This is a genomic window from Kitasatospora sp. NPDC029312, from assembly GCF_055569215.1.
In genome coordinates this window covers 1-17,933 of record NZ_JBVHXY010000076.1, presented here as the reverse complement: position 1 = coordinate 17,933, position 17,933 = coordinate 1, and the positions used below count along the sequence as shown (strand labels likewise).

Annotated in this window: 15 protein-coding genes; 8 read left to right on the top strand and 7 right to left on the bottom strand. The window is 72.7% G+C overall.

What is annotated here, in order from left to right; genetic code table 11:
- Window positions 1–99 precede the first annotated feature (99 nt).
- On the bottom strand, window positions 100–630 hold the full coding sequence (locus ACZ4WV_RS34850; RefSeq protein WP_465753035.1) for a GNAT family N-acetyltransferase: 531 nt from the start codon (window positions 628–630) through the stop codon (window positions 100–102).
- A 152-nt stretch (window positions 631–782) separates the two neighbouring features.
- On the opposite strand from ACZ4WV_RS34850, the gene ACZ4WV_RS34845 reads away from it, so the two are divergent.
- Window positions 783–1,922: an FAD-dependent oxidoreductase gene (locus tag ACZ4WV_RS34845; protein WP_465753034.1), complete on the top strand. Its 1,140-nt coding sequence runs from the start codon at window positions 783–785 to the stop codon at window positions 1,920–1,922.
- Between the two features lie 93 nt (window positions 1,923–2,015).
- Window positions 2,016–3,626 carry a multicopper oxidase family protein gene (locus ACZ4WV_RS34840; protein ID WP_465753032.1) on the top strand — a complete coding sequence of 537 codons (1,611 nt, stop codon included), beginning with the start codon at window positions 2,016–2,018 and terminating at the stop codon, window positions 3,624–3,626.
- Between the two features lie 6 nt (window positions 3,627–3,632).
- Here the strand turns inward: ACZ4WV_RS34840 and ACZ4WV_RS34835 are convergent, their stop codons facing one another.
- The gene (locus ACZ4WV_RS34835; protein WP_465753030.1) at window positions 3,633–4,649 is read right to left on the bottom strand and encodes a 2-dehydropantoate 2-reductase; all 1,017 of its coding nucleotides are present in this window, start codon (window positions 4,647–4,649) and stop codon (window positions 3,633–3,635) included.
- A 25-nt stretch (window positions 4,650–4,674) separates the two neighbouring features.
- The gene (locus tag ACZ4WV_RS34830) at window positions 4,675–5,508 is read right to left on the bottom strand and encodes a class II aldolase/adducin family protein (RefSeq protein ID WP_465753028.1); all 834 of its coding nucleotides are present in this window, start codon (window positions 5,506–5,508) and stop codon (window positions 4,675–4,677) included.
- Window positions 5,509–5,587: 79 nt separating this feature from the next.
- Here ACZ4WV_RS34830 and ACZ4WV_RS34825 point away from each other — a divergent pair, with 79 nt between their 5' ends.
- Window positions 5,588–6,205 carry a TetR/AcrR family transcriptional regulator gene (locus ACZ4WV_RS34825; RefSeq protein WP_465753026.1) on the top strand — a complete coding sequence of 206 codons (618 nt, stop codon included), beginning with the start codon at window positions 5,588–5,590 and terminating at the stop codon, window positions 6,203–6,205.
- 39 nt (window positions 6,206–6,244) lie between these two features.
- On the opposite strand, the gene ACZ4WV_RS34820 is transcribed toward ACZ4WV_RS34825, so the two are convergent.
- The 4 genes from ACZ4WV_RS34820 to ACZ4WV_RS34805 are packed head-to-tail and all read right to left on the bottom strand — an operon-like array spanning window position 6,245 to window position 10,128.
- The gene (locus ACZ4WV_RS34820) at window positions 6,245–7,063 is read right to left on the bottom strand and encodes a methyltransferase domain-containing protein (RefSeq protein ID WP_465753024.1); all 819 of its coding nucleotides are present in this window, start codon (window positions 7,061–7,063) and stop codon (window positions 6,245–6,247) included.
- Between the two features lie 25 nt (window positions 7,064–7,088).
- Window positions 7,089–7,934 (bottom strand): carbohydrate ABC transporter permease, encoded by an 846-nt coding sequence (locus ACZ4WV_RS34815; protein WP_465753022.1) that lies wholly within the window; start codon window positions 7,932–7,934, stop codon window positions 7,089–7,091.
- Window positions 7,931–8,872 (bottom strand): carbohydrate ABC transporter permease, encoded by a 942-nt coding sequence (locus ACZ4WV_RS34810; protein ID WP_465753021.1) that lies wholly within the window; start codon window positions 8,870–8,872, stop codon window positions 7,931–7,933. Before ACZ4WV_RS34810 ends, ACZ4WV_RS34815 begins: the two co-directional genes overlap by 4 nt.
- Window positions 8,869–10,128, bottom strand: a complete 1,260-nt coding sequence (locus ACZ4WV_RS34805) for an extracellular solute-binding protein (protein ID WP_465753019.1) — start codon at window positions 10,126–10,128, stop codon at window positions 8,869–8,871. Before ACZ4WV_RS34805 ends, ACZ4WV_RS34810 begins: the two co-directional genes overlap by 4 nt.
- Window positions 10,129–10,339: 211 nt before the next feature.
- Between ACZ4WV_RS34805 and ACZ4WV_RS34800 the strand changes: the two genes are divergently transcribed.
- The 5 genes from ACZ4WV_RS34800 to ACZ4WV_RS34780 all read left to right on the top strand — a co-directional run bounded on the left by ACZ4WV_RS34800 (window position 10,340) and on the right by ACZ4WV_RS34780 (window position 17,793).
- Window positions 10,340–13,018, top strand: coding sequence for a glycoside hydrolase family 31 protein (locus ACZ4WV_RS34800; RefSeq protein ID WP_465753017.1), 2,679 nt, complete (start codon window positions 10,340–10,342; stop codon window positions 13,016–13,018).
- A gap of 195 nt (window positions 13,019–13,213) precedes the next feature.
- Window positions 13,214–14,086 (top strand): SIS domain-containing protein, encoded by an 873-nt coding sequence (locus tag ACZ4WV_RS34795; protein WP_465753015.1) that lies wholly within the window; start codon window positions 13,214–13,216, stop codon window positions 14,084–14,086.
- Between the two features lie 22 nt (window positions 14,087–14,108).
- The gene (locus ACZ4WV_RS34790; protein WP_465753013.1) at window positions 14,109–14,960 is read left to right on the top strand and encodes a class II fructose-bisphosphate aldolase; all 852 of its coding nucleotides are present in this window, start codon (window positions 14,109–14,111) and stop codon (window positions 14,958–14,960) included.
- A 44-nt stretch (window positions 14,961–15,004) separates the two neighbouring features.
- On the top strand, window positions 15,005–15,763 hold the full coding sequence (locus ACZ4WV_RS34785) for a DeoR/GlpR family DNA-binding transcription regulator (protein WP_465753011.1): 759 nt from the start codon (window positions 15,005–15,007) through the stop codon (window positions 15,761–15,763).
- A 215-nt stretch (window positions 15,764–15,978) separates the two neighbouring features.
- Complete coding sequence (locus ACZ4WV_RS34780) at window positions 15,979–17,793, top strand: alkaline phosphatase family protein (RefSeq protein ID WP_465753009.1); 1,815 nt, start codon at window positions 15,979–15,981, stop codon at window positions 17,791–17,793.
- The last annotated feature ends 140 nt before the right edge of the window (window positions 17,794–17,933 follow it).

Here is a 17,933-nt window from a genome sequence, read left to right as displayed (position 1 = left end):
CCCCCCCCCCCCCCCCCCCCCCCCCCCCCCCCCCCCCCCCCCCCCCCCCCCCCCCCCCCCCCCCCCCCCCCCCCCCCCCCCCCCCCCCCCCCGGGGCCGTCAGCGCAGGTCCGGGGCGCGGAAGTCCGGAAGGCCCAGGATGAAGAGCTCCTCGGCCGGGTCGAGGCGGTAGGGGACGGTCTTGCCGGTGTCCGCGAAACCGAGCCGCCGGTAGAACGCCAGCGCCCGACGGTTGCGTTCGTGCACGCCCAGGGTCAGCCGGCGGAGGCGGGTGTGCTCCCGGGCATGGCGGATGCACTCGCGCATCAGCTCGGCGGCGGGTCCGCCGGGCCCCCGGAACTCCGGCGTGACGTAGACGGAGTGGACGTGCACGTGGTCGGGGACGTCCGGGAGCGGTTCGACACCGGCGATCCCGACCCAGACTCCGTCGTCGTCGACGGCGACGAACGTGGCGCACTCCTCGGCGGTGGCCTCGACGGCGGCCTGCCGTCGCCAGGCGTCCTCGGGCAGGGCGACGGTGTCGCCGTACGAGGAACTGAAGGCCATCGGTGAGTCGAGCAGCGCCTCCAACTTGATCGCGCGCAGCTCCCGGTGCTCGGTGCCGGCGATCCGGCGTATGGCATAGCTCATGATCCGACTTTCGCACAGGCCGAGGACTCCACCGCCGACGGCCCTTCCTGACCGCGTGATGACGGTTGTCACGCGGTTCCGGCCACAAAGGTCACTGACGCGTGGCCGGGTGCGCGCGGAAGACTGAACGCACATCGAGGGAAGGAACGGGCATGAGGGTGCTGGTGGCGGGCGCGGGGATCGGCGGGCTGTGTCTCGCGCACGGGCTGTTGCGGGCCGGTGTCGACGTGCGGGTCTTCGAGCGGGAGGAGGACCCGCAGAGCCGCTACCAGGGCTTCCGGATCGCGCTGAACGGGCACGGCCTGGCCGCGTTGCACGCCTGTCTGCCGGAGCGCCGGCACCGGCTGCTGGAGGCCGTCACCGGGCCGTTGGCGGGGGAGCGGCGGCTGGTCGACGAGCGGCTCCGGGAGCTGCGCCGGCTGGGCTGGGTGGACGAGGGCGCGGCCACCGACCGGCACGTGCTGCGCCAGTTGCTGCTGGCCGGGCTCGAGGACCGGGTCGAGTTCGGCAAGCCCGTGGTCGGGTACGCCGAGCGGGCGGACGGCACGGTCGAGGCCCGGTTCGCCGACGGCGGCACCGCGTGCGGCGACCTGTTGGTCGGGGCGGACGGCGTGGGCTCGGCGGTGCGCCGTCAACTGTTGCCGGATGCCGAGGTGGTCACCCTGCCCGGTGACTGCGTCCTCGGTCGCACGCCGCTCACCGAGCGGTTCGCCGCGCTGGTACCGGGCTTCGGCACCCTCGTCCAGGGCTCCGGCGTGAGCATGCTGCTCGGCCGGATGGAGTTCCGCCGCCCGCCGCGGCTCGCGGCCGCCGAACTCGCGGCCGACGTCCGGCTGCCGGACACCGGGAGCTACCTGCGCTGGGTGGTGATGCTTCCCGGTGCCGCAGCGGCCGGGCCGAGGGACTGGGAGGCGGTGCGCGGTGAACTGCTCGCCCTGCTCGACGGCTGGCACCCGGACCTCGTCGACCTCGTCCGCGCGGCGGACGTCGTCAACAGTTCGCCGTTGACGGTCCGCTACGCCGAGCCCGTGCCGCACTGGGGCGGCAGCCGCAGGGTCACCCTGCTGGGGGACGCCGTCCACCCGATGCCGCCGAGCGGCGGCCAGGGCGCCAACACGGCGCTGCGCGACGCGGAGCTGCTCGGCCGCTCGCTCGCCGCGGTGCAGCGGGGCGAGGCCGAACTCGCGGTCGCCGTCGCGGAGTACGAGCGGCGGATGCTGGACTACGGTTTCGCCGCCGTCGCCCAGAGCTTGGAGCGGCTGCCGGACTTCACGCCGACGCGTCAGCCGTGATCGGCCCCCGGGGCGGGCCGCCTTCGGGTCGTCCCGTGACCGTGCGGTGTGCCTTCCGGAGGCCCGTGACAATCTGATCTAGATTGCCCGGCCATGAGCGAAAATGTCGGAATCAGTCGTCGATCGGTGCTCAAGGTGATCCCCACGGCCGTCCTCCTGGCGGCTCCCCACGGGCTCGCCGAGCACCGGCGCGCGGCGGTGGCGGCGACGCGGTTCCCGCAACCCGTCGCCCTGCGGATCTCGCGAGCGGAGACCGACCCCGCGCCCCAGGTGCTCGAGCAGACGCTCGACGTCCGGTTCACCGACCTGTCGATCCCGGGCTACGGGCCGGTGACCACCCGCACCTACAACGGGACGATCCCGGGGCCGACCCTGCGGGTGCGCGGCGGGGACACCCTGCGCCTGACGCACATCAACGGCCTGCCGCCGAACCAGCCCCACAGCGGCGACCACAACCGGCCGCACCGCTTCAACAGCTTCAACCTGCACACCCACGGCCTGCACGTCTCCCCGTCCGGGGACGCCGACAACGTCCTGCGCGAGTTCGCCCCGCGCACCGCCGACGAGGTCGACGCCGGCGCCCCGGAACCGCAGTACCCGACCGTCATCGACATCCCGGCCGACCACCCGGCCGGCACCTACTGGTACCACCCGCACCTGCACGGAGCCACGTCCGTGCAGGTCGTCGGCGGTCTCACCGGAGTGCTGATCGTCGAGGGCGACGTCGACGAGGTGCCCGAGATCAAGGCGGCCGCCGACCTGGTCGTCTGCGTCAACGAGCTCAGGCTCCAGGACGGCAGGGTCCCCGACTTCACCTCCGCCGGTGCGCTCACCGCCGTCCCCGCCACCCTCACCGTCAACGGCGCGGTCAATCCCACCCTGACGCTGCGCCCGGGCGAGGTCCAGCGCTGGCGGTTGGTGGCCGCGACCGCGTTCACCGCACTGCCGCTGCGGCTCACCGGCGACGCAGGCGACCTCACCTTCCACCAGATCGCCCAGGACGGCGTGACCTTCCCGGCCGCCGTCGCCACCGACCTGGTGAGCCTGGCCATGGGCAACCGCGCCGATGTCCTGATCCGGGGCGGCGAACCCGGCAGGTACGAACTGCGGGCCGACGGCGTGTCCGGGCCCCTGATGACGGTCGAGGTGGCGGGGGAGCCCGTCGACCCGCCGATGGGGCTGCCCACCGAGCTGCCGCCCGGCAAGCCGTTCCTCGACGAGGACGACATCACGAACCCGCACGCGGACCGCGAGGTGGTCTTCCACACCGACCCGGGCGTCTTCGGCGAGCCGTTCCCCAACGCCTTCCGCGTCCTGGGCACCCACGCCACCCCCGCCGCCGACCCCGACGGCGACCTGACCCGGGATCCGGCCCACGGCCTGTTCGACCCCGACTACGTCAACCACACCCTGCCGCTCGACACCGTCGAACGCTGGACCGTGCGCACCGACGACTCCCGGGCGGCCTTCAACCACCCCTTCCACCTCCACACCAACCACGTGCTGGTCACCCACCGCAACGGCCAGCGGCTCGACCCGCCGATCTGGCAGGACACCATCGGCCTGGCCGGCGGCAAGCCCGGCGACGAGGTCACCTTCCTGGTCAAGTACGAGGACTTCACCGGCAGCGCCGTCGCCCACTGCCACCAACTGCAGCACGAGGACCTCGGCATGATGCAGACCGTCGAGTACGTCGCCCCGTAGCGGGCGTCAGCCGCCCCGGAGTTCGGCGAGCAGCTCCGGGCCGGACCAGCTCCGCGCGGCGCCCGGGCCGGCCCGCTCCGCCTCGCGGACCAGCGCGGCCAGCCGGGCGTTGGCCGGGGCCGCCAGACCGTGCCGCCCGGCCAGCGCGATCACCTCGCCCTGGAGCGTGTCGATCTCGGTCGGCCGGCCGCGCTGCAGGTCCTCCCACATCGACGAGCGGGCCCGCGCGTCGATCCGCAGACTGGCGGCGGCCAGCCTGCGGAACAGCGCGTCGGGCAGCCCGAGCACCGTGGGCGTCCAGCGCGGCGGCACCGGGCCGAGCCGGGCCGGCGCGATGCCCGCCGCCTGGAAGACGGCGAGCGCCTCCCGCTGGCACCGGGCCAGACAGGACCGGTACGCCCGGGCACCGAGCTGTTCGCGCAACGGTAGCCCGGACAGGGCGTTGATCGCGTTGTTGAGGTTCATCAGCAGCTTCGCGGCCTGGACGGACGGCAGGTCCGCGCGCAGCGCCAGGCTGAGGCCGCCGGCCCGGGCCGCTGCCGCGAACGGGCGGGCCGCCGGGGCGTCCTCGACCGCCAGCGCACCGCCGCTGCCCTGGTGGACGGCGGCAGGCCCGCTGCGCACCACGTTGTACGGGACCATCCCGGCGAGCACCGGGCGGCCGGGCAGCCCGGCCCGCAGCACCTCGGGGTTGTGCAGGCCGTTCTGGAAGCTGATCACCACCGCGTGCGGCGCGAGGTGGCCGGCGAGTTCCCGGGCGGCCGCCGCGGTGTCGGCGGACTTGACGGTCACCAGCACGTAGTCCGCCCGCACGGCGGCGCCCGCGTCGGTGGCCGTGGTCAACTCCGGTACGTGGCGCCGGGCGTCGCCGGGGCCGGTCAGCGTCAGCCCCTCCCGCTCGATCGCCGCCATCGCGGCCGGCCGGCCGATCAGGGTGACGTCCGCGGCGGCGGCCAGCATGCCCCCGAGGTGGCAGCCGATGCTGCCGGCGCCGAAGACCGCGATCCGCGGTTCCTGGTTCATCCGTGGTGTCCTCGGGCCGGGCCGGTCAGTCGACCAGGTCCGGGTCGCTCGCGCTGACCTGTTCGAACAGCGGCTGCGCCTGGAACCAGCCCGCCAGGTGGCTGCCGACCTGGCCGCGGGTGATCAGCGCGGTCTCGCGGTCGATCGGCTTCGGCGTGCCGGCCGCCATCGCGAGCAGCTGGGCCTGGCAGGAGCGCTCCATGGTGACGAACCACCAGACCGCCTCGGCGACGGACTGGCCGACCGTCAGCAGGCCGTGGTTCTGCAGGATGACCGCCTTGTGCGTGCCGAGCGCGCCGGCGATCCGCTTGCCCTCGTCGACTTCGTTGACGACGCCCCGGTAGTCGCTGTACAGCCCGTGGTCCTCGAAGAAGGCGCAGGCGTCCTGGGTCAGCGGGTCCAGCGGGATGCCGAGGCTGGAGAAGGCCTTCCCGTGCAGCGAGTGGGCGTGGGCGGCGGCGATCGCGTCCGGGCGGGCCGCGTGCACCTGGGAGTGGATCACGAAGGCGGCCCGGTTCACCGGCCGGTCGCCGTGCAGCAGGGTGCCCTCGTGGTCGACCAGGATCAGGTCGGAGGCCTTGAGCATGGTGAACGGCATCCCGAAGGGGTTGACCCAGAAGCGGTCGGGGTGCTCCGGATCGCGGACGGTGATGTGGCCGGCCACCCCCTCGGAGAAGCCGAAGCGGCCGAACAGCCGGAAGCCGGCAGCGAGTTGTTCCTTGCGGTAGCGGCGCTCCCGCTCGACCGAGTCGAAGGTCGGCGGCAGCGGGAAGGTGACGCCGGGAGGGAGCGGTCCGACGACGGCGGCGAGCGAGGCGGGCAGCGGGGTGCCGGCTCCCGCAGGTGTGGGAGTGCTCATGGCCCCAGAAGATACAATGATGTATCCGATACGCCAATGCATCCGATCGGCCTCTCTCGAGCGAACGGGGACACCACCGATGCCCAAGGGCGAGACCAAACGGCGGCCGCGCACCCGGGCGGCCCTGCTCCGGGCGGCCCTGGAGACCTTCGCCGAGTACGGGTTCCGCGCCGCCACCATCGAGCAGATCTGCGAACGGGCCGGCTACACCCGCGGCGCCTTCTACTCCAACTTCAGCAGCAAGGAGGAACTCTTCCTCGCGCTCTTCGACGCCCACAGCGAACGGATCGTCCAGCGGATGACGGCACTGGTCGACTCGATCGCCACCGAGGACCTGACCGTGCGGGCGCTCGTCGACGTCCTCTGCGAGATCGAACCGGCCGAACGCGACTGGTACCTCGTCACCACCGAGTTCACCCTGCACGCCATCCGCGACCCCCAGGCCGCCTGGGTGCTCGCCCAGCACGACGCGCGGCTGCGGGCCCAACTCGCCCGCGCTCTCACCGAACACCTGGCCCGGGCCGGCCGAACGCTCACCGTGGAGGCCGACGAACTCGCCCGCCTGCTCATCGCCATCCGCGAGGGAGGCCTCGCCCAGAGCTACGTCGAACCCGGCGAACTGCCCCCGGGCCGACTCGAACGGCGCTTCCTGGAACCGCTGTTGACGGCCCTCACCGCCGACTCCCGGACATCCTGACGCCCCGGCGGGGCCGGTGCCACGCGGGCCGACGGCCGGTCAGGCGGGGCGGTGGGCGACCACGGCGAACATCGTCACCGACAGGTGGAAGGCGCCCCGTTCGGCGGCGGCCGTGAGGTCGGCGTAGAGCCGGTCGCGCTGCTCCTCGGTGATCAGGCCCTTGCCCAGCGCGGCGGTGGCGAGGCCGCGCACGAGGGGCAGACTGACGGTGCCGGGGTCGTGCAGCAGGACGTCGGCGCCGGTGTGGTCGACGATCAGGCCCGCCTCGGCCAGCCACCCCGCGAGGCTGCGTCCGGCGTCCGGGGTGGCCGCGGTGGCCTGGGTGACGGCGGCCAGCGCGGCGCGGATCGCCGGGTCGGCCGGGTGGAGCACGAAGGTGGCCCAGTCCGTGTCGAGCAGCGCGACCCGGCCGCCCGGCCGCAGGACCCGGGCGATCTCGGCGACGGCCCGGGCCGGTTCGGTCAGGTGCTGGAGGACGCGCTCGCACCAGACCACGTCCACGGCGGCGTCGGGCAGCGGCACGGCGAGCGCGTCGCCGTCCAGGAAGACGGCGCGGCTGCCGGCCTCGGCGGCGCGCCGTTCGGCGACGGCGCGCAGGCCGGGGTGGGGCTCCAGGCCGGTCGCGGTGCCGTCCGGGCCTACGGCCTCGGCGAGCACCCGGGTCTCCGAGCCGGTGCCGGCGCCGACGTCCAGCGCCTGGTCGCCGGGGCGCACGGCGAGACTCGCGTGGGCCCACTCGCGCAGTCGGCGCACGCCCGGGTTGGCGGCCTGCACGTCCAGCGCGGCGATCAGCCGGTCGGTGACCGCCGGGTCGGTGTTGGCGGCGTGGAAGGCCGAGGTGGGGCGCTGGTCCGTCATGGCGCCCACTATAGGCGGGGGGTGGCTACTTGACCGAGCCCGCCGTGAGGCCGGAGACGACGTGGCGTTCGATCACGGCGAAGAGGACGACCACCGGCACGATGGCCACGACCGAGGCGGCGAAGACGTAGTTCCACTGGACGCTGTAGGCGCCGATCATGTTGTTGATGCCGACGGTCAGCGGCTGGCGGTCGGTGGAGGTGGTCAGGGTGAGGCCCATGATGAACTCGTTCCAGGCCGCGATGAAGGTGAAGATGACCGCCGTCACCACGCCCGGCATCGCCAGCGGCAGGGTGACGCGGAACAGGGCGCCGAGCCGCCCGTTGCCGTCGATCTGCGCGGCCTCCTCCAACTCGACCGGGATGGCGGCGACGTAGGCGCTGAGGATCCAGACCGCGAAGGCGAGGTTGAACGCGGCGTTGGCCAGGACGAGCACCAGGACGGTGTCGAGCAGGTCGAGCGTGAAGAACTCGCGGTACAGCCCGACTTGGAGAGCGGTGGGCTGGAACATCTGGGTGACCAGCACCAGCAGCAGGAAGGCCTTGCGGCCGCGGAAGTCCACCCGGGCGGTGTAGTACGCGGCGGGCAGCGCGACCGCCAGCACCAGCAGGGTGGAGCCGAGTGCCACCACCAGGGTGATCCGGAGGTTCTGCGCCAGCGTGGTGTCGGACCACACCCGGGTGAACGACGACCAGTCGAAGTGCCTGGGCAGGTAGCCGCTGTCGCGCAGTTCCCCCGCGGGGCGTCCGGCGGTGACCACCATCTCCAGGTAGGGGAGCAGGAAGAGCGCGGCCAGCGCCCAGGCCGTGACGGTGACCAGCACGGTGCGGGCGGCGGGCGGCCTGGTCGCGCGGTTGCCCTGACGTCTCATCGGCTGTCCTCCCGGTTCCGGCCGCTGACCCGGAGGAAGAGCAGCACCATGATGATCACGACGGCGAAGTTGACCACCGACATCGCCGCCGACTCCGCGACGTCGTAGCTCCGCAGCGTGTACATGAACACGGTGGTGGTGGCGGTGTCGGTGTTGGGGCCGCCCTGGGTCATGCCCCAGATGACGGGGAAGGAGTTGAAGACGTTGATCAGATTGACGACCAGGGCGACCAGGAACGCCGGGCGCAGCAGCGGCAGGGTGATCCGCCGGTAGGTCTGCGCGCGGGACGCGCCGTCGACCCGGGCCGCCTCGTACACCTCGGCGGGGACGGACTGCAGGCCGGCCAGCAGGGTGTAGGTGGTGAACGGCAGGGAGACGAAGACCGCGACGAGCACCAGCCAGGGTTTGGCGTGGGCGGCGTCCCCGAGCCAGGCCTGCGGGCGGTCGATCAGGCCGAGGTCCAGCAGCAGGCGGTTGAACACCCCGGCGACCTGGTCGAGCATCCAGCGGAAGCCGATCGCCGTCATCAGCACGGAGGCGGCCCAGGGCGCGATCAGCGCCCAGCGGGTGATCCGGCGGCCGGGGAAGTCCCGGTTGAACAGCTGGGCGAGCGCCAGGGAGATCGCCATGGTCAGGCCGACCACGGTGACGGTCCACACGACGGTCCAGGTGAGGACGTCGGGCAGGCGGGGGTCGGCGAACAGCTTGCGGTACTTGAGCAGGCCGGCCGCTCCGTGGTCGGTGCCGGTCGTGTCGACGCGGCGCAGCGAGGTGCGGACCATCTCGATGACCGGCCAGACGACCACGCCGAGGATGAGCAGGACGGCCGGTGCGAGCCAGGGCAGCGGGCCCAGCCTGCGCAGCAGTGACCGGCGGCGGGCGGTGGGGGCGGGAGTCCTGACGGTGTCGACGGCCGTACCGCGGGTGGTCGTGGTCACTGCGCCGCCTGAACGGCGGCCTGCTGGAGGGCGGCCAGGGCCTTCGCGGGATCGTTGACGGCGGCGCCGATCTGCGTCTTGACCTGGGCGGAGACACCGGGCCAGGTCGGGTCGCTGAGCGGGTAGAAGGAGGCCGAGGGCAGGATCTTGAGGAAGGGCTGGAGGGCGGTCTCGTCGGGATCGGACGCCAGGGCGGTGAGGGCGGATTGGGTGACGGGCAGCAGGTTGTACTTCTTGCTGAACCGGACCGTGTTGTCCCTGCCGTAGGCGAAGTCCAGGAAGGCCCTGATCTGGTCCTTGTGGCCGCCCTTCTTGAACGCCATGACCCAGTCGGCGACGCCGAGCGTGGCGGGGGACGGGCCGTCCTTGCCGGGCATCGGGGCCCAGGTGACGTCCATGCCCTTGACGTCGGCGAGTTGGCCGGGGAAGCCGTTGAGCATGCCGACCTTGCCGGAGGCGAAGTCCTTGGTGAGGTCGGTGCGGTTGACGGAGGCGGGGCTCTGCTCGGTCAGGCCGGCGTCGACCCAGGCCTTGAGCTGGGTGAAGGTGGCGATGTTGGCCGGGGAGTCGATGGCGTACTTGCCGTTCGCGTCCTGGTAGCCGCCGTGGTTGCCCAGCATCCAGATGTACGACTCGCCCTGGGCCTCCTCCTTGCCCAGGGGTATGCCGAGCGGGACGTCCACCCCGGCCTTCCTGAGGGCGGTCGCGGCGGTGGTGACGTCGTTCCAGGTCTTCGGAGGGGTGGCCGGGTCCAGGCCGGCCTTGCGGAACAGGGTGTTGTTGATCAGGAACATCCGGGCGCTGGAGACGAACGGGATGCCGTACTGGGTGCCGCCCTGGACACCGGCCTTGGCGAGCGCGGGGACGAGATCCGCGGCGGTCGCGGGGGAGAGGACGTCGCCGGCGGGGTAGAGCATGCCGTTGGCGGCGTAGTCGGCGTAGCCGCCGGTTTGCAGGACGTCCGGCTGGTTGCCGTTCTGGACCATGGTCTTGACCTGGGTGTCGAGGTCGTTCCAGTTGATGACCTGGAGCTGCACCTTGATTCCGGGGTTGCGTTGTTCGAAGGCGGCGATGACGTCCTGCCAGTACGCCTGGGTGGGGTTCTGGCCGTTGGAGCCGTAGTCGGCCGCGATGAACCGGATCACCGTGGCGCCGTCGGCCGAGGTGGAGCCGGATCCGGAGCCCTTGCTACACGCTGACAGGACGAGCGCGCCGGCCGAGGTGAGGGCGGCCAGGGCGAGGAGGGGGCGCTTCATCTCGGTACCGCCTTTGCGGAGGGGGGCCGGTGGGAGCCGGCCCCGGTGTCGGGGAACCAGTTGCTGCGTGAAGCTGCGCAATTATGCCACTGCGCAAGCATGCGTGGACGGTTCTCTCCCCAGCGACGCGCATCCTCAACCATTGAGTGAGCATAAGTGAACTGGTAAGGTCCTGCGGCGCACACCACCCCGACCTCCGTTGAATGGTGGCATGCCCATGCTCATCCCCAGGCGCTTACGTCCGCCCCGCCCCCGGAGCATCCTGATCGCCGTCGTCGCCCTGTTGTGCGGCCTGCTCGGCACCGCCCCGGTCGTCCACGCCGCGACGCTCCCGAGCGGCGCGCTCTCCACGGCCCACCCGACCGTCAGCTGGCAGTCCCCGACCTACGCGCACGGCTCGGTGCCCGACCCCCAGCACTGCCCGAGCGCCGCCGACGACCCGCAGGGCAAGGTCTGCGGGCGCTTCGCCCTCACCGTCGACGTCCCCGCCGGCTACTGGCGGGACAACCCGGACGGCGGCGTCCCCGTCACCGTCGACTGGCCCGATCCGGCCATGGAGTTCGACCTCTACATCTACGACAGCACCGGCCGGAAGGTCGCCGAGGACGCCTCGGGTGCCGACCCGGCCTCCGCCGTGATCCCGGACGCCTCCGGCACCTACCAGGTCCTGGTCGTGCCCTACAACGTCACCGACTCCTCCTACACCGCCACCGCCCGGCTGACCCGGCCCACCACGGTCGGCGACGCCACCGGCATCGGCCGCGACGGCGACGGCTACCTGATCCGGGCCGCCGGCGGCGCCGAGGCCCGGGTCGACTTCACCACCGAGGACGCCTTCCGCCTGCAGTTCGCCCCGGACGGCACCTTCACCGCCCCGCCCGTCGGCGAGATGATCGCGACCGCCCCGCCGGTCCTGAAGACCGTCCGGCAGAGCGACCGGGGCGACTACTGGGCGATCAGCTCCCAACACCTGACGGTGCGCGCCTACAAGCACCCGCTGCGGTTCGCCCTCTACGCGGACGGCGACAGCAAACTCGTCTGGCAGGAGACCCGCGGCCTGACCTGGACGGAGGACGCGACGGCCCAGACCCTGGCCCGCGGACCCCAGGAGCAGTTCTACGGCGCCGGCGAGCAGAACGGCTCGTTCTCGCACCGCGGCCGGACCGTCCACGCCGCCAACGACTTCAACTGGAACGAGGGCGGCTTCAACAACTCCCAGCCCTTCTACCTCTCCTCGGCCGGCTACGGCGTCTTCCGGCACACCTACGCGCCCGGCACCTACACCTTCGGCGACCCGGTCACCACCGCCGAGCGCGAGCGCCGCTTCGACGGCTACTACTTCTACGGCCCGGACCTGAAGAAGGTCATCAGCGCCTACACCGACCTGGTCGGCAAGCCCTTCATGCCGCCGGTCTACGGCCTGGAACCGGGCGACTCCGACTGCTACCTCCACAACGCCAACCGCGGCGAGCGGCACACCCTGGACGCCCTTCAAGTCGCCGACGGCTACACCGCCAACCAGGACCCGCTGGGCTGGATGCTGGTCAACGACGGCTACGGCTGCGGCTACGAGAACCTCCAGCAGACCGGCCAGGGCCTGCGCGACCAGCACGCCCAACTGGGCCTGTGGACCTCGACCGGCCTGCCCAACCAGGACGAGGAGGTCAAGGCCGGCGTCCGGGTGCGCAAACTGGACGTCGCCTGGGTCGGCCCCGGCTACAAGTTCGCCCTCGACGGCTGCCGGACGGCGTACGACGGCATCCAGCGCAACAGCGACGCCCGCGGCTTCGTCTGGCTGCCGGTCTCCTGGGCCGGCGCCCAGCGCTGCGGCGTGCTGTGGAGCGGTGACCAGAAGGGCAGCTACGACTACCTCCGCTGGCAGATCCCCACCTACGCGGGGGCCACCATGTCCGGCATCGCGTACGACACCGGCGACGTCGGCGGCATCTTCGGCAGCGATCCCAAGATCGGGACCCGGGACCTGGAGTGGAAGGCCTTCATCCCGACGGTCATGACCATGGACGGCTGGGCCGCCGCCGACAAACAGCCCTGGCGCGCGGGTGAACCGTACAGTTCGATCAACCGGCGATACCTGCAGTTGAAGGAGCGCCTGCTGCCCTACTTCTACACGCTCGCCGCCGAGGCCCACCGCAGCGGCGTCGGTTCGGTGCGGCCGCTGGTCCTGGAGTACCCGGACGACCCCAACACCTGGGGCGACGCGGCCAAGTACGAGTTCCTGAGCGGCAAGGACTTCCTGGTCGCCCCGGTCTACGACGACTCCGCCGTCCGCAACGGCATCTACCTGCCCAAGGGCACCTGGGTCGACTACTGGACGGGCCGGACCTACCAGGGGCCGACGACCGTCAACGGCTACCAGGCGCCGCTCGACACCCTGCCGCTGTTCGTCCGGGCCGGTGCCGTGGTGCCGATGTGGCCCGAGGGCACGCTGTCCTGGCAGACCCGCGACACCGCCCGGCTCGACTACGACGTCTACGCCCAGGGCACGTCCTCGTACACCCTGTACGAGGACGACGGCATCACCCGCGCCGGTGAGCAGGGCGCGTCCGCGACCCAGGACGTCACGGTCCGCTCCGTCGGCCGGGGCCACGGCATGACCACCGTCGAGGTCGGACCGAGCGTCGGCGACTACACCGGCAAACCGGCCGCCCGCGCCTACGGGTTCACCGTGCACACCGGCGCCGGGCCGGGCGCGGTGCTGCTCGACCACCGCCCGCTGGACGGCTACGGCTCGCGGGCGGAGCTCGACGCCGCGCCCTCGGGGTGGTGGTACGACGCTGCCGCCGGCGTGGTGCACGTGAAGACGCCCCAGCAGTCCACCGGCAGCGGGTTCTCGCTGCTGCTGGCCGGAGCCGGCCCGATCGCGGGCTGAGCCGGCCGAGTCGCCCGGGGGCGGGGGCCCGAAGCCTCCGCCCCCGTCCTCGTTCCGCCCTCGTCCGCGCGAGCTGTGCCCGACCGCGACCGGCTGCGCACCGTTGATCAATCCGCAGCCTTCGTAGTAAGAATTAAGCAGAACCGCTCAGCAGCAAGCACCCGATGCGCAGCTTTGCGCACTCTAAGGAGCGTCATGAGCCACGTCGAACAGGAGATCGCCAGCCAGCCGGAGTGCTGGCGCCGGGCCCTGGGCCTGGAGCCGGCCGGTCTGCCGGAGCGCGGCGAGCGCGTGGCCGTGGTGGGCTGCGGCACGTCCCTGTACATCGCCCAGGCGTACGCGGCGCTGCGCGAGGCCGCGGGGCTGGGGGAGACCGACGCCTTCGCCGCCTCGGAGTTCCCGGCCACCCGTGGCTACGACCGGCTGGTGGCGATCAGCCGCTCCGGGACGACGACCGAGGTGCTCGCCGCGCTCCGGCGCGCCGGGCACCTGCCGAGCACGGCGCTCACCGGCGATCCCGAGGCGCCGATCCGCGCGGCCGCCGACACCGTGGTCGACCTGGCGTTCGCCGACGAGAAGTCGGTGGTGCAGACCCGCTTCGCCACCACGGCGCTGGCGCTGCTGCGCGGCCACCTCGGCCTCGCCCCGGCCGATCTGCCCGCCCAGGCCGACCGGGCGCTGGCCGAGGAGCTGCCCGAAGAGGTCGTCACGGCGGGCCAGTTCACCTTCCTCGGCACCGGCTGGACGGTCGGCCTGGCGAACGAGGCCGCCCTCAAGCTCCGGGAGGCCGCCGGCGCCTGGGCCGAGTCCTATCCGGCGATGGAGTACCGGCACGGGCCGATCAGCATCGCCGCCCCCGGCCGGGCGGTGTGGTTCCTCGGCGAACCGCCCGCCGGGCTGCCGGCGGAGGTCCGGGCCACCGGCGCCGTCACCTCGGTGAGCGGGCTCGACCCGCAGGCCGACCTGGTGCGCGCCCAGCGCCTCGCGGTCCGGCTGGCCACGGCGGCCGGTCTGGACCCCGACCACCCCCGCAACCTGACCCGCTCGATCGTGCTGACCCGGCCGTGACGGCCGCGAGCAGGAGGCTCTGATGCCCCAGGCCGGAACCGGTGCCATCGTCACCCCCGCCGCGAACGCGGCGCGCGGAGTCGGCGCCTTCAACGTCATCCAGCTCGAACACGCCCAGGCCGTCGTGGCGGGCGCCGAGGCCGCGGGGGCCCCGGTGGTCCTGCAGCTGAGCGAGAACGCCGTCCGTTACCACGGGGCGCTGGCGCCGATCGCGGCCGCCGTGCTGGCCGTCGCCCGGGCCGCCGCCGTACCGGTCGCGGTGCACCTGGACCACGCGACCTCCGCCGACCTGGTCGCGGACGCCGTCGAACTGGGCTTCTCCTCGGTCATGTTCGACGCCTCGGCGCTGCCGTACCGGGCGAACGTGCGGGCCACCGCCGCGGTGGTCGAGCGCTGCCACGCGGCGGGCGTCTGGGTGGAGGCCGAGCTCGGCGAGGTCGGCGGCAAGGACGGGGTGCACGCCCCCGGCGCCCGGACCGACCCCGGCGAGGCCGCCGACTTCGTCGCCGCCACCGGCGTCGACGCCCTCGCCGTGGCCGTCGGCACCTCCCACGCCATGGCCACCCGCGACGCCGTCCCGGACTTCGAGCTGATCACCCGGTTGCGCGCCGCCGTCCCGGTCCCGCTGGTGCTGCACGGCTCCTCCGGCGTGGCCGACGGCCACCTGGCCAGGGCGGTGGCGCACGGCATGACCAAGGTGAACATCGCCACCCAGCTCAACCGGGTCTTCACCGGCGCCGTCCGGCACGTCCTCGGCGCCGACCCCGGGCTGGTGGACACCCGCCGCTACCTCGGCCCGGGGCGGACGGCGGTGGCCGTGGAGGTGGCGCGCCTGCTGGGGGTGCTCGGAACCGCGGCGACCGATCTTGACTGAACATGGCAAGTCCGAGCAGCTTTGGCCGGGGCTAGACTCCGTCCATGCTCAAAGCTGATCGCGCCGCCCGGATCCTGTCCCACATCGCGGAGGTGGGCAGTGCCGACGTGCACGCGCTCGCCGAGCTGCTGGGGGTGTCGGGCGCGACGGTGCGTCGTGACCTCCAGGAGCTGCACGACCAAGGGCTGCTGCACCGCACCCGGGGCGGCGCGGTGACCGGAGCCGTCAACCTCGAACTCCCGTTGCGGCACCGCAGCGAGAAGCAGCAGGAGGAGAAGCGCCGGATCGCCCGGGTGGCCGCCGAGCTGGTGCCGGACGGCGCCGTGGTGGGCCTCACCGGCGGCACCACCGCCACCGAGCTGGCCCGGGTGCTGGCCGAGCGGGGCAAGGTCACCGTGGTCACCAACGCGGTGAACATCGCGGCCGAACTGATCGTCCGTCCGGAGGTCCGCCTGGTCGTGATCGGCGGCATCGCCCGCTCGGCCAGCTACGAACTGGTCGGTCCGGCCGCGGACGCCATGCTCCAGCGCTACCACCTCGACCTCGCCTTCATAGGTGTGGACGGCCTGACGGTGCAGGAGGGCTGCACCACCCACGACGAGATGGAGGCCCAGACCGACCGGGCCTTCCTGCGCAGCAGTGCCCGGTCGGTCGTGCTGGCCGACCGGACCAAGATCGGCCGGGTCACCTTCGCCTCGATCTGCCCGCTCGCCGACGTCCACGACCTGGTGACGGACTCCGGGATCTCCGACGAGCAGCAGCGGGCGATCACCGACGCCGGCGTCCGGGTGCTCCGCGCCTGAGCGGCCGCTCTCCCGCCGTCCTCCCGCCCTCTGGCCCCGCCGCCTTTCCGCCCCGCCGCCCGCGCCGCGGGCCCGCTGGTGAAGCGCGCCCGCGAAGTTGTCTGGTCAAGTTCCACCGGCGTTCTTCCAACGGACAGCGCCGACCGGTACCTCTATGTCGCGCCCATGGTGAACAGCCATGGCACCACCCTCATCAACGGGACGAGGTACCCCCCATGCGACTGCGTCGGAGCCCCCTCGGCGGACTGCTCGCCACCCTGCCCCTGCTCGGCGCGCTGGCCGTCGCCGCCCCCACCACCGCCGAGGCGGCGGGCAGCAGCGGCAACCTCATCGTCAACGGCGACGCGGAGGGCGGCGGTTACTGCACCACCGACTGGAGCGCCGCCAGCACCGTCCCCGGCTGGACGGTCCAGGCCGGCGGCATCAACACGATGTGCCACTCGGTGGGCTCCTTCGGCCTGCCCTCCGACGGCCGGACGCCCGGCAAGGCCTTCTTCGGCCCCGGCAACTTCGGCGACGGCTCGATGTCACAGACCGTCGACGTCTCCTCGGCGGCGGGCGCGATCGACGGCGGTGGAGTGCACTACAACCTCGCCGGCTGGCTGGGCGGTTGGACCACCTACGGCGGCTACGTCGCGGTCAGCCTGCACTTCCGGGCCGCCGACGGCAGCCCGCTGGGCGCGACCGCCAAACTGCCGACCGTCTCCGCCACCGACCGGGGCCTGAGCACCGAGTTCCTCTCCCGCAGCGCCGCCGGCGCCGTTCCGGCCGGGACCAGGTCGATCCAGGTGGAGGTGCAGTTCCTGTCCACCTCCAACGAGAGCGGCTACCTGGACAACCTCTCGCTCACCCTCGACACCCCGGTCAGCACCCCCGCGCCGCTCTCCCCGCCCGCCTCCGCCGTGCCCGGCTACGACCACGTGTTCACGGTCATGATGGAGAACACCGACTACTCCCAGATCATGAACGACCCGACGGACACGCCGTACATCCACAGCCTGATGGCCCAGGGTGCCACCCTCACCGACTCCCACGGCGTCTACCACCCGAGTGACGAGAACTACCTCGCGATCGCCGGCGGCGACACCTACACCAAGGGCGCCACCTACTGGCCGAACATCAACTCCCCGCAGCGCAACCTCGGTGACACCATCGAGGGCGCCGGCAAGACCTGGAAGGCCTACGAGCAGGGCATGGGCACGCCCTGCAACACCAACAAGAACTACGACAGCTCCTACATGCCCGACGACGCGCCGTTCATCAACTACACCGACATCAGCGGCAACCCGGCCCGCTGCGCGGCGCACCTGTTCGACACCTCGCAGCTGACCACCGACCTGAAGTCCGCAGCCACCACGCCGAACTTCTCCTGGATCGCCGCCGACGACTACTACGACGGCGAGGGCTCCGGCAACGGCAGCGCCACCAGCCTGAAGACCCAGGACGCCTGGCTGCAGCAGACCCTCGCCCCGGTGCTCTCCTCCCCGGCGTGGACCCAGCAGCGCTCGCTGCTCCTCCTCACCTGGGACGAGAGCGAGAGCGAGGGCTACAACCACCTCGCCACCGTCGTCGTCGGCTCCCAGGGCACCGTCCCGGCCGGCACCAGCAGCCCGCTGCACTACGACCACTACGGCATCGGCCGCACCATCGAGTCCGCCCTCGGCCTGCCCGGCCTGACCGGCAACGACACCTACGCCACCCCGCTGAACGCCGCCTTCGCCCCGTCGACGGCCACCGGCCCGACGCTGACCGGCGACCTCAACGCGGTGGCCAACGGCGGCAACGTCACCCTCCGCTACACCCTGCCGACCACCGCCCAGGCCGGCCCCAAGAACTGGGTCGGCATCTACCCGGCGGGCGTCACCCCCGGCTCGCGCTCCGCGCTGACCTGGGCCTACACGCCGAACCAGAGCGGCGCCGTCACCTTCTCCACCGGCAAGCTGAACGGCGCGGGCGGCTACGACGCCTACTACCTGGCCAACGACGGCTACTCCGTCCTGGCCGGCCCGTTCCGGCTGACCGTCGGCTGATCCCCGCCCCCGGCGGGTCGCCGGCGGGGGGGGGGGGGGGGGGGGGGGGTAGAGTCGCGGGGAGAGGAGGGGGAAGACGGAAGGGAGGAGGGGAGGGAGAAGGGGGGGGGGGGGGATGCGGTCTGAGTAAAAAACCAGAC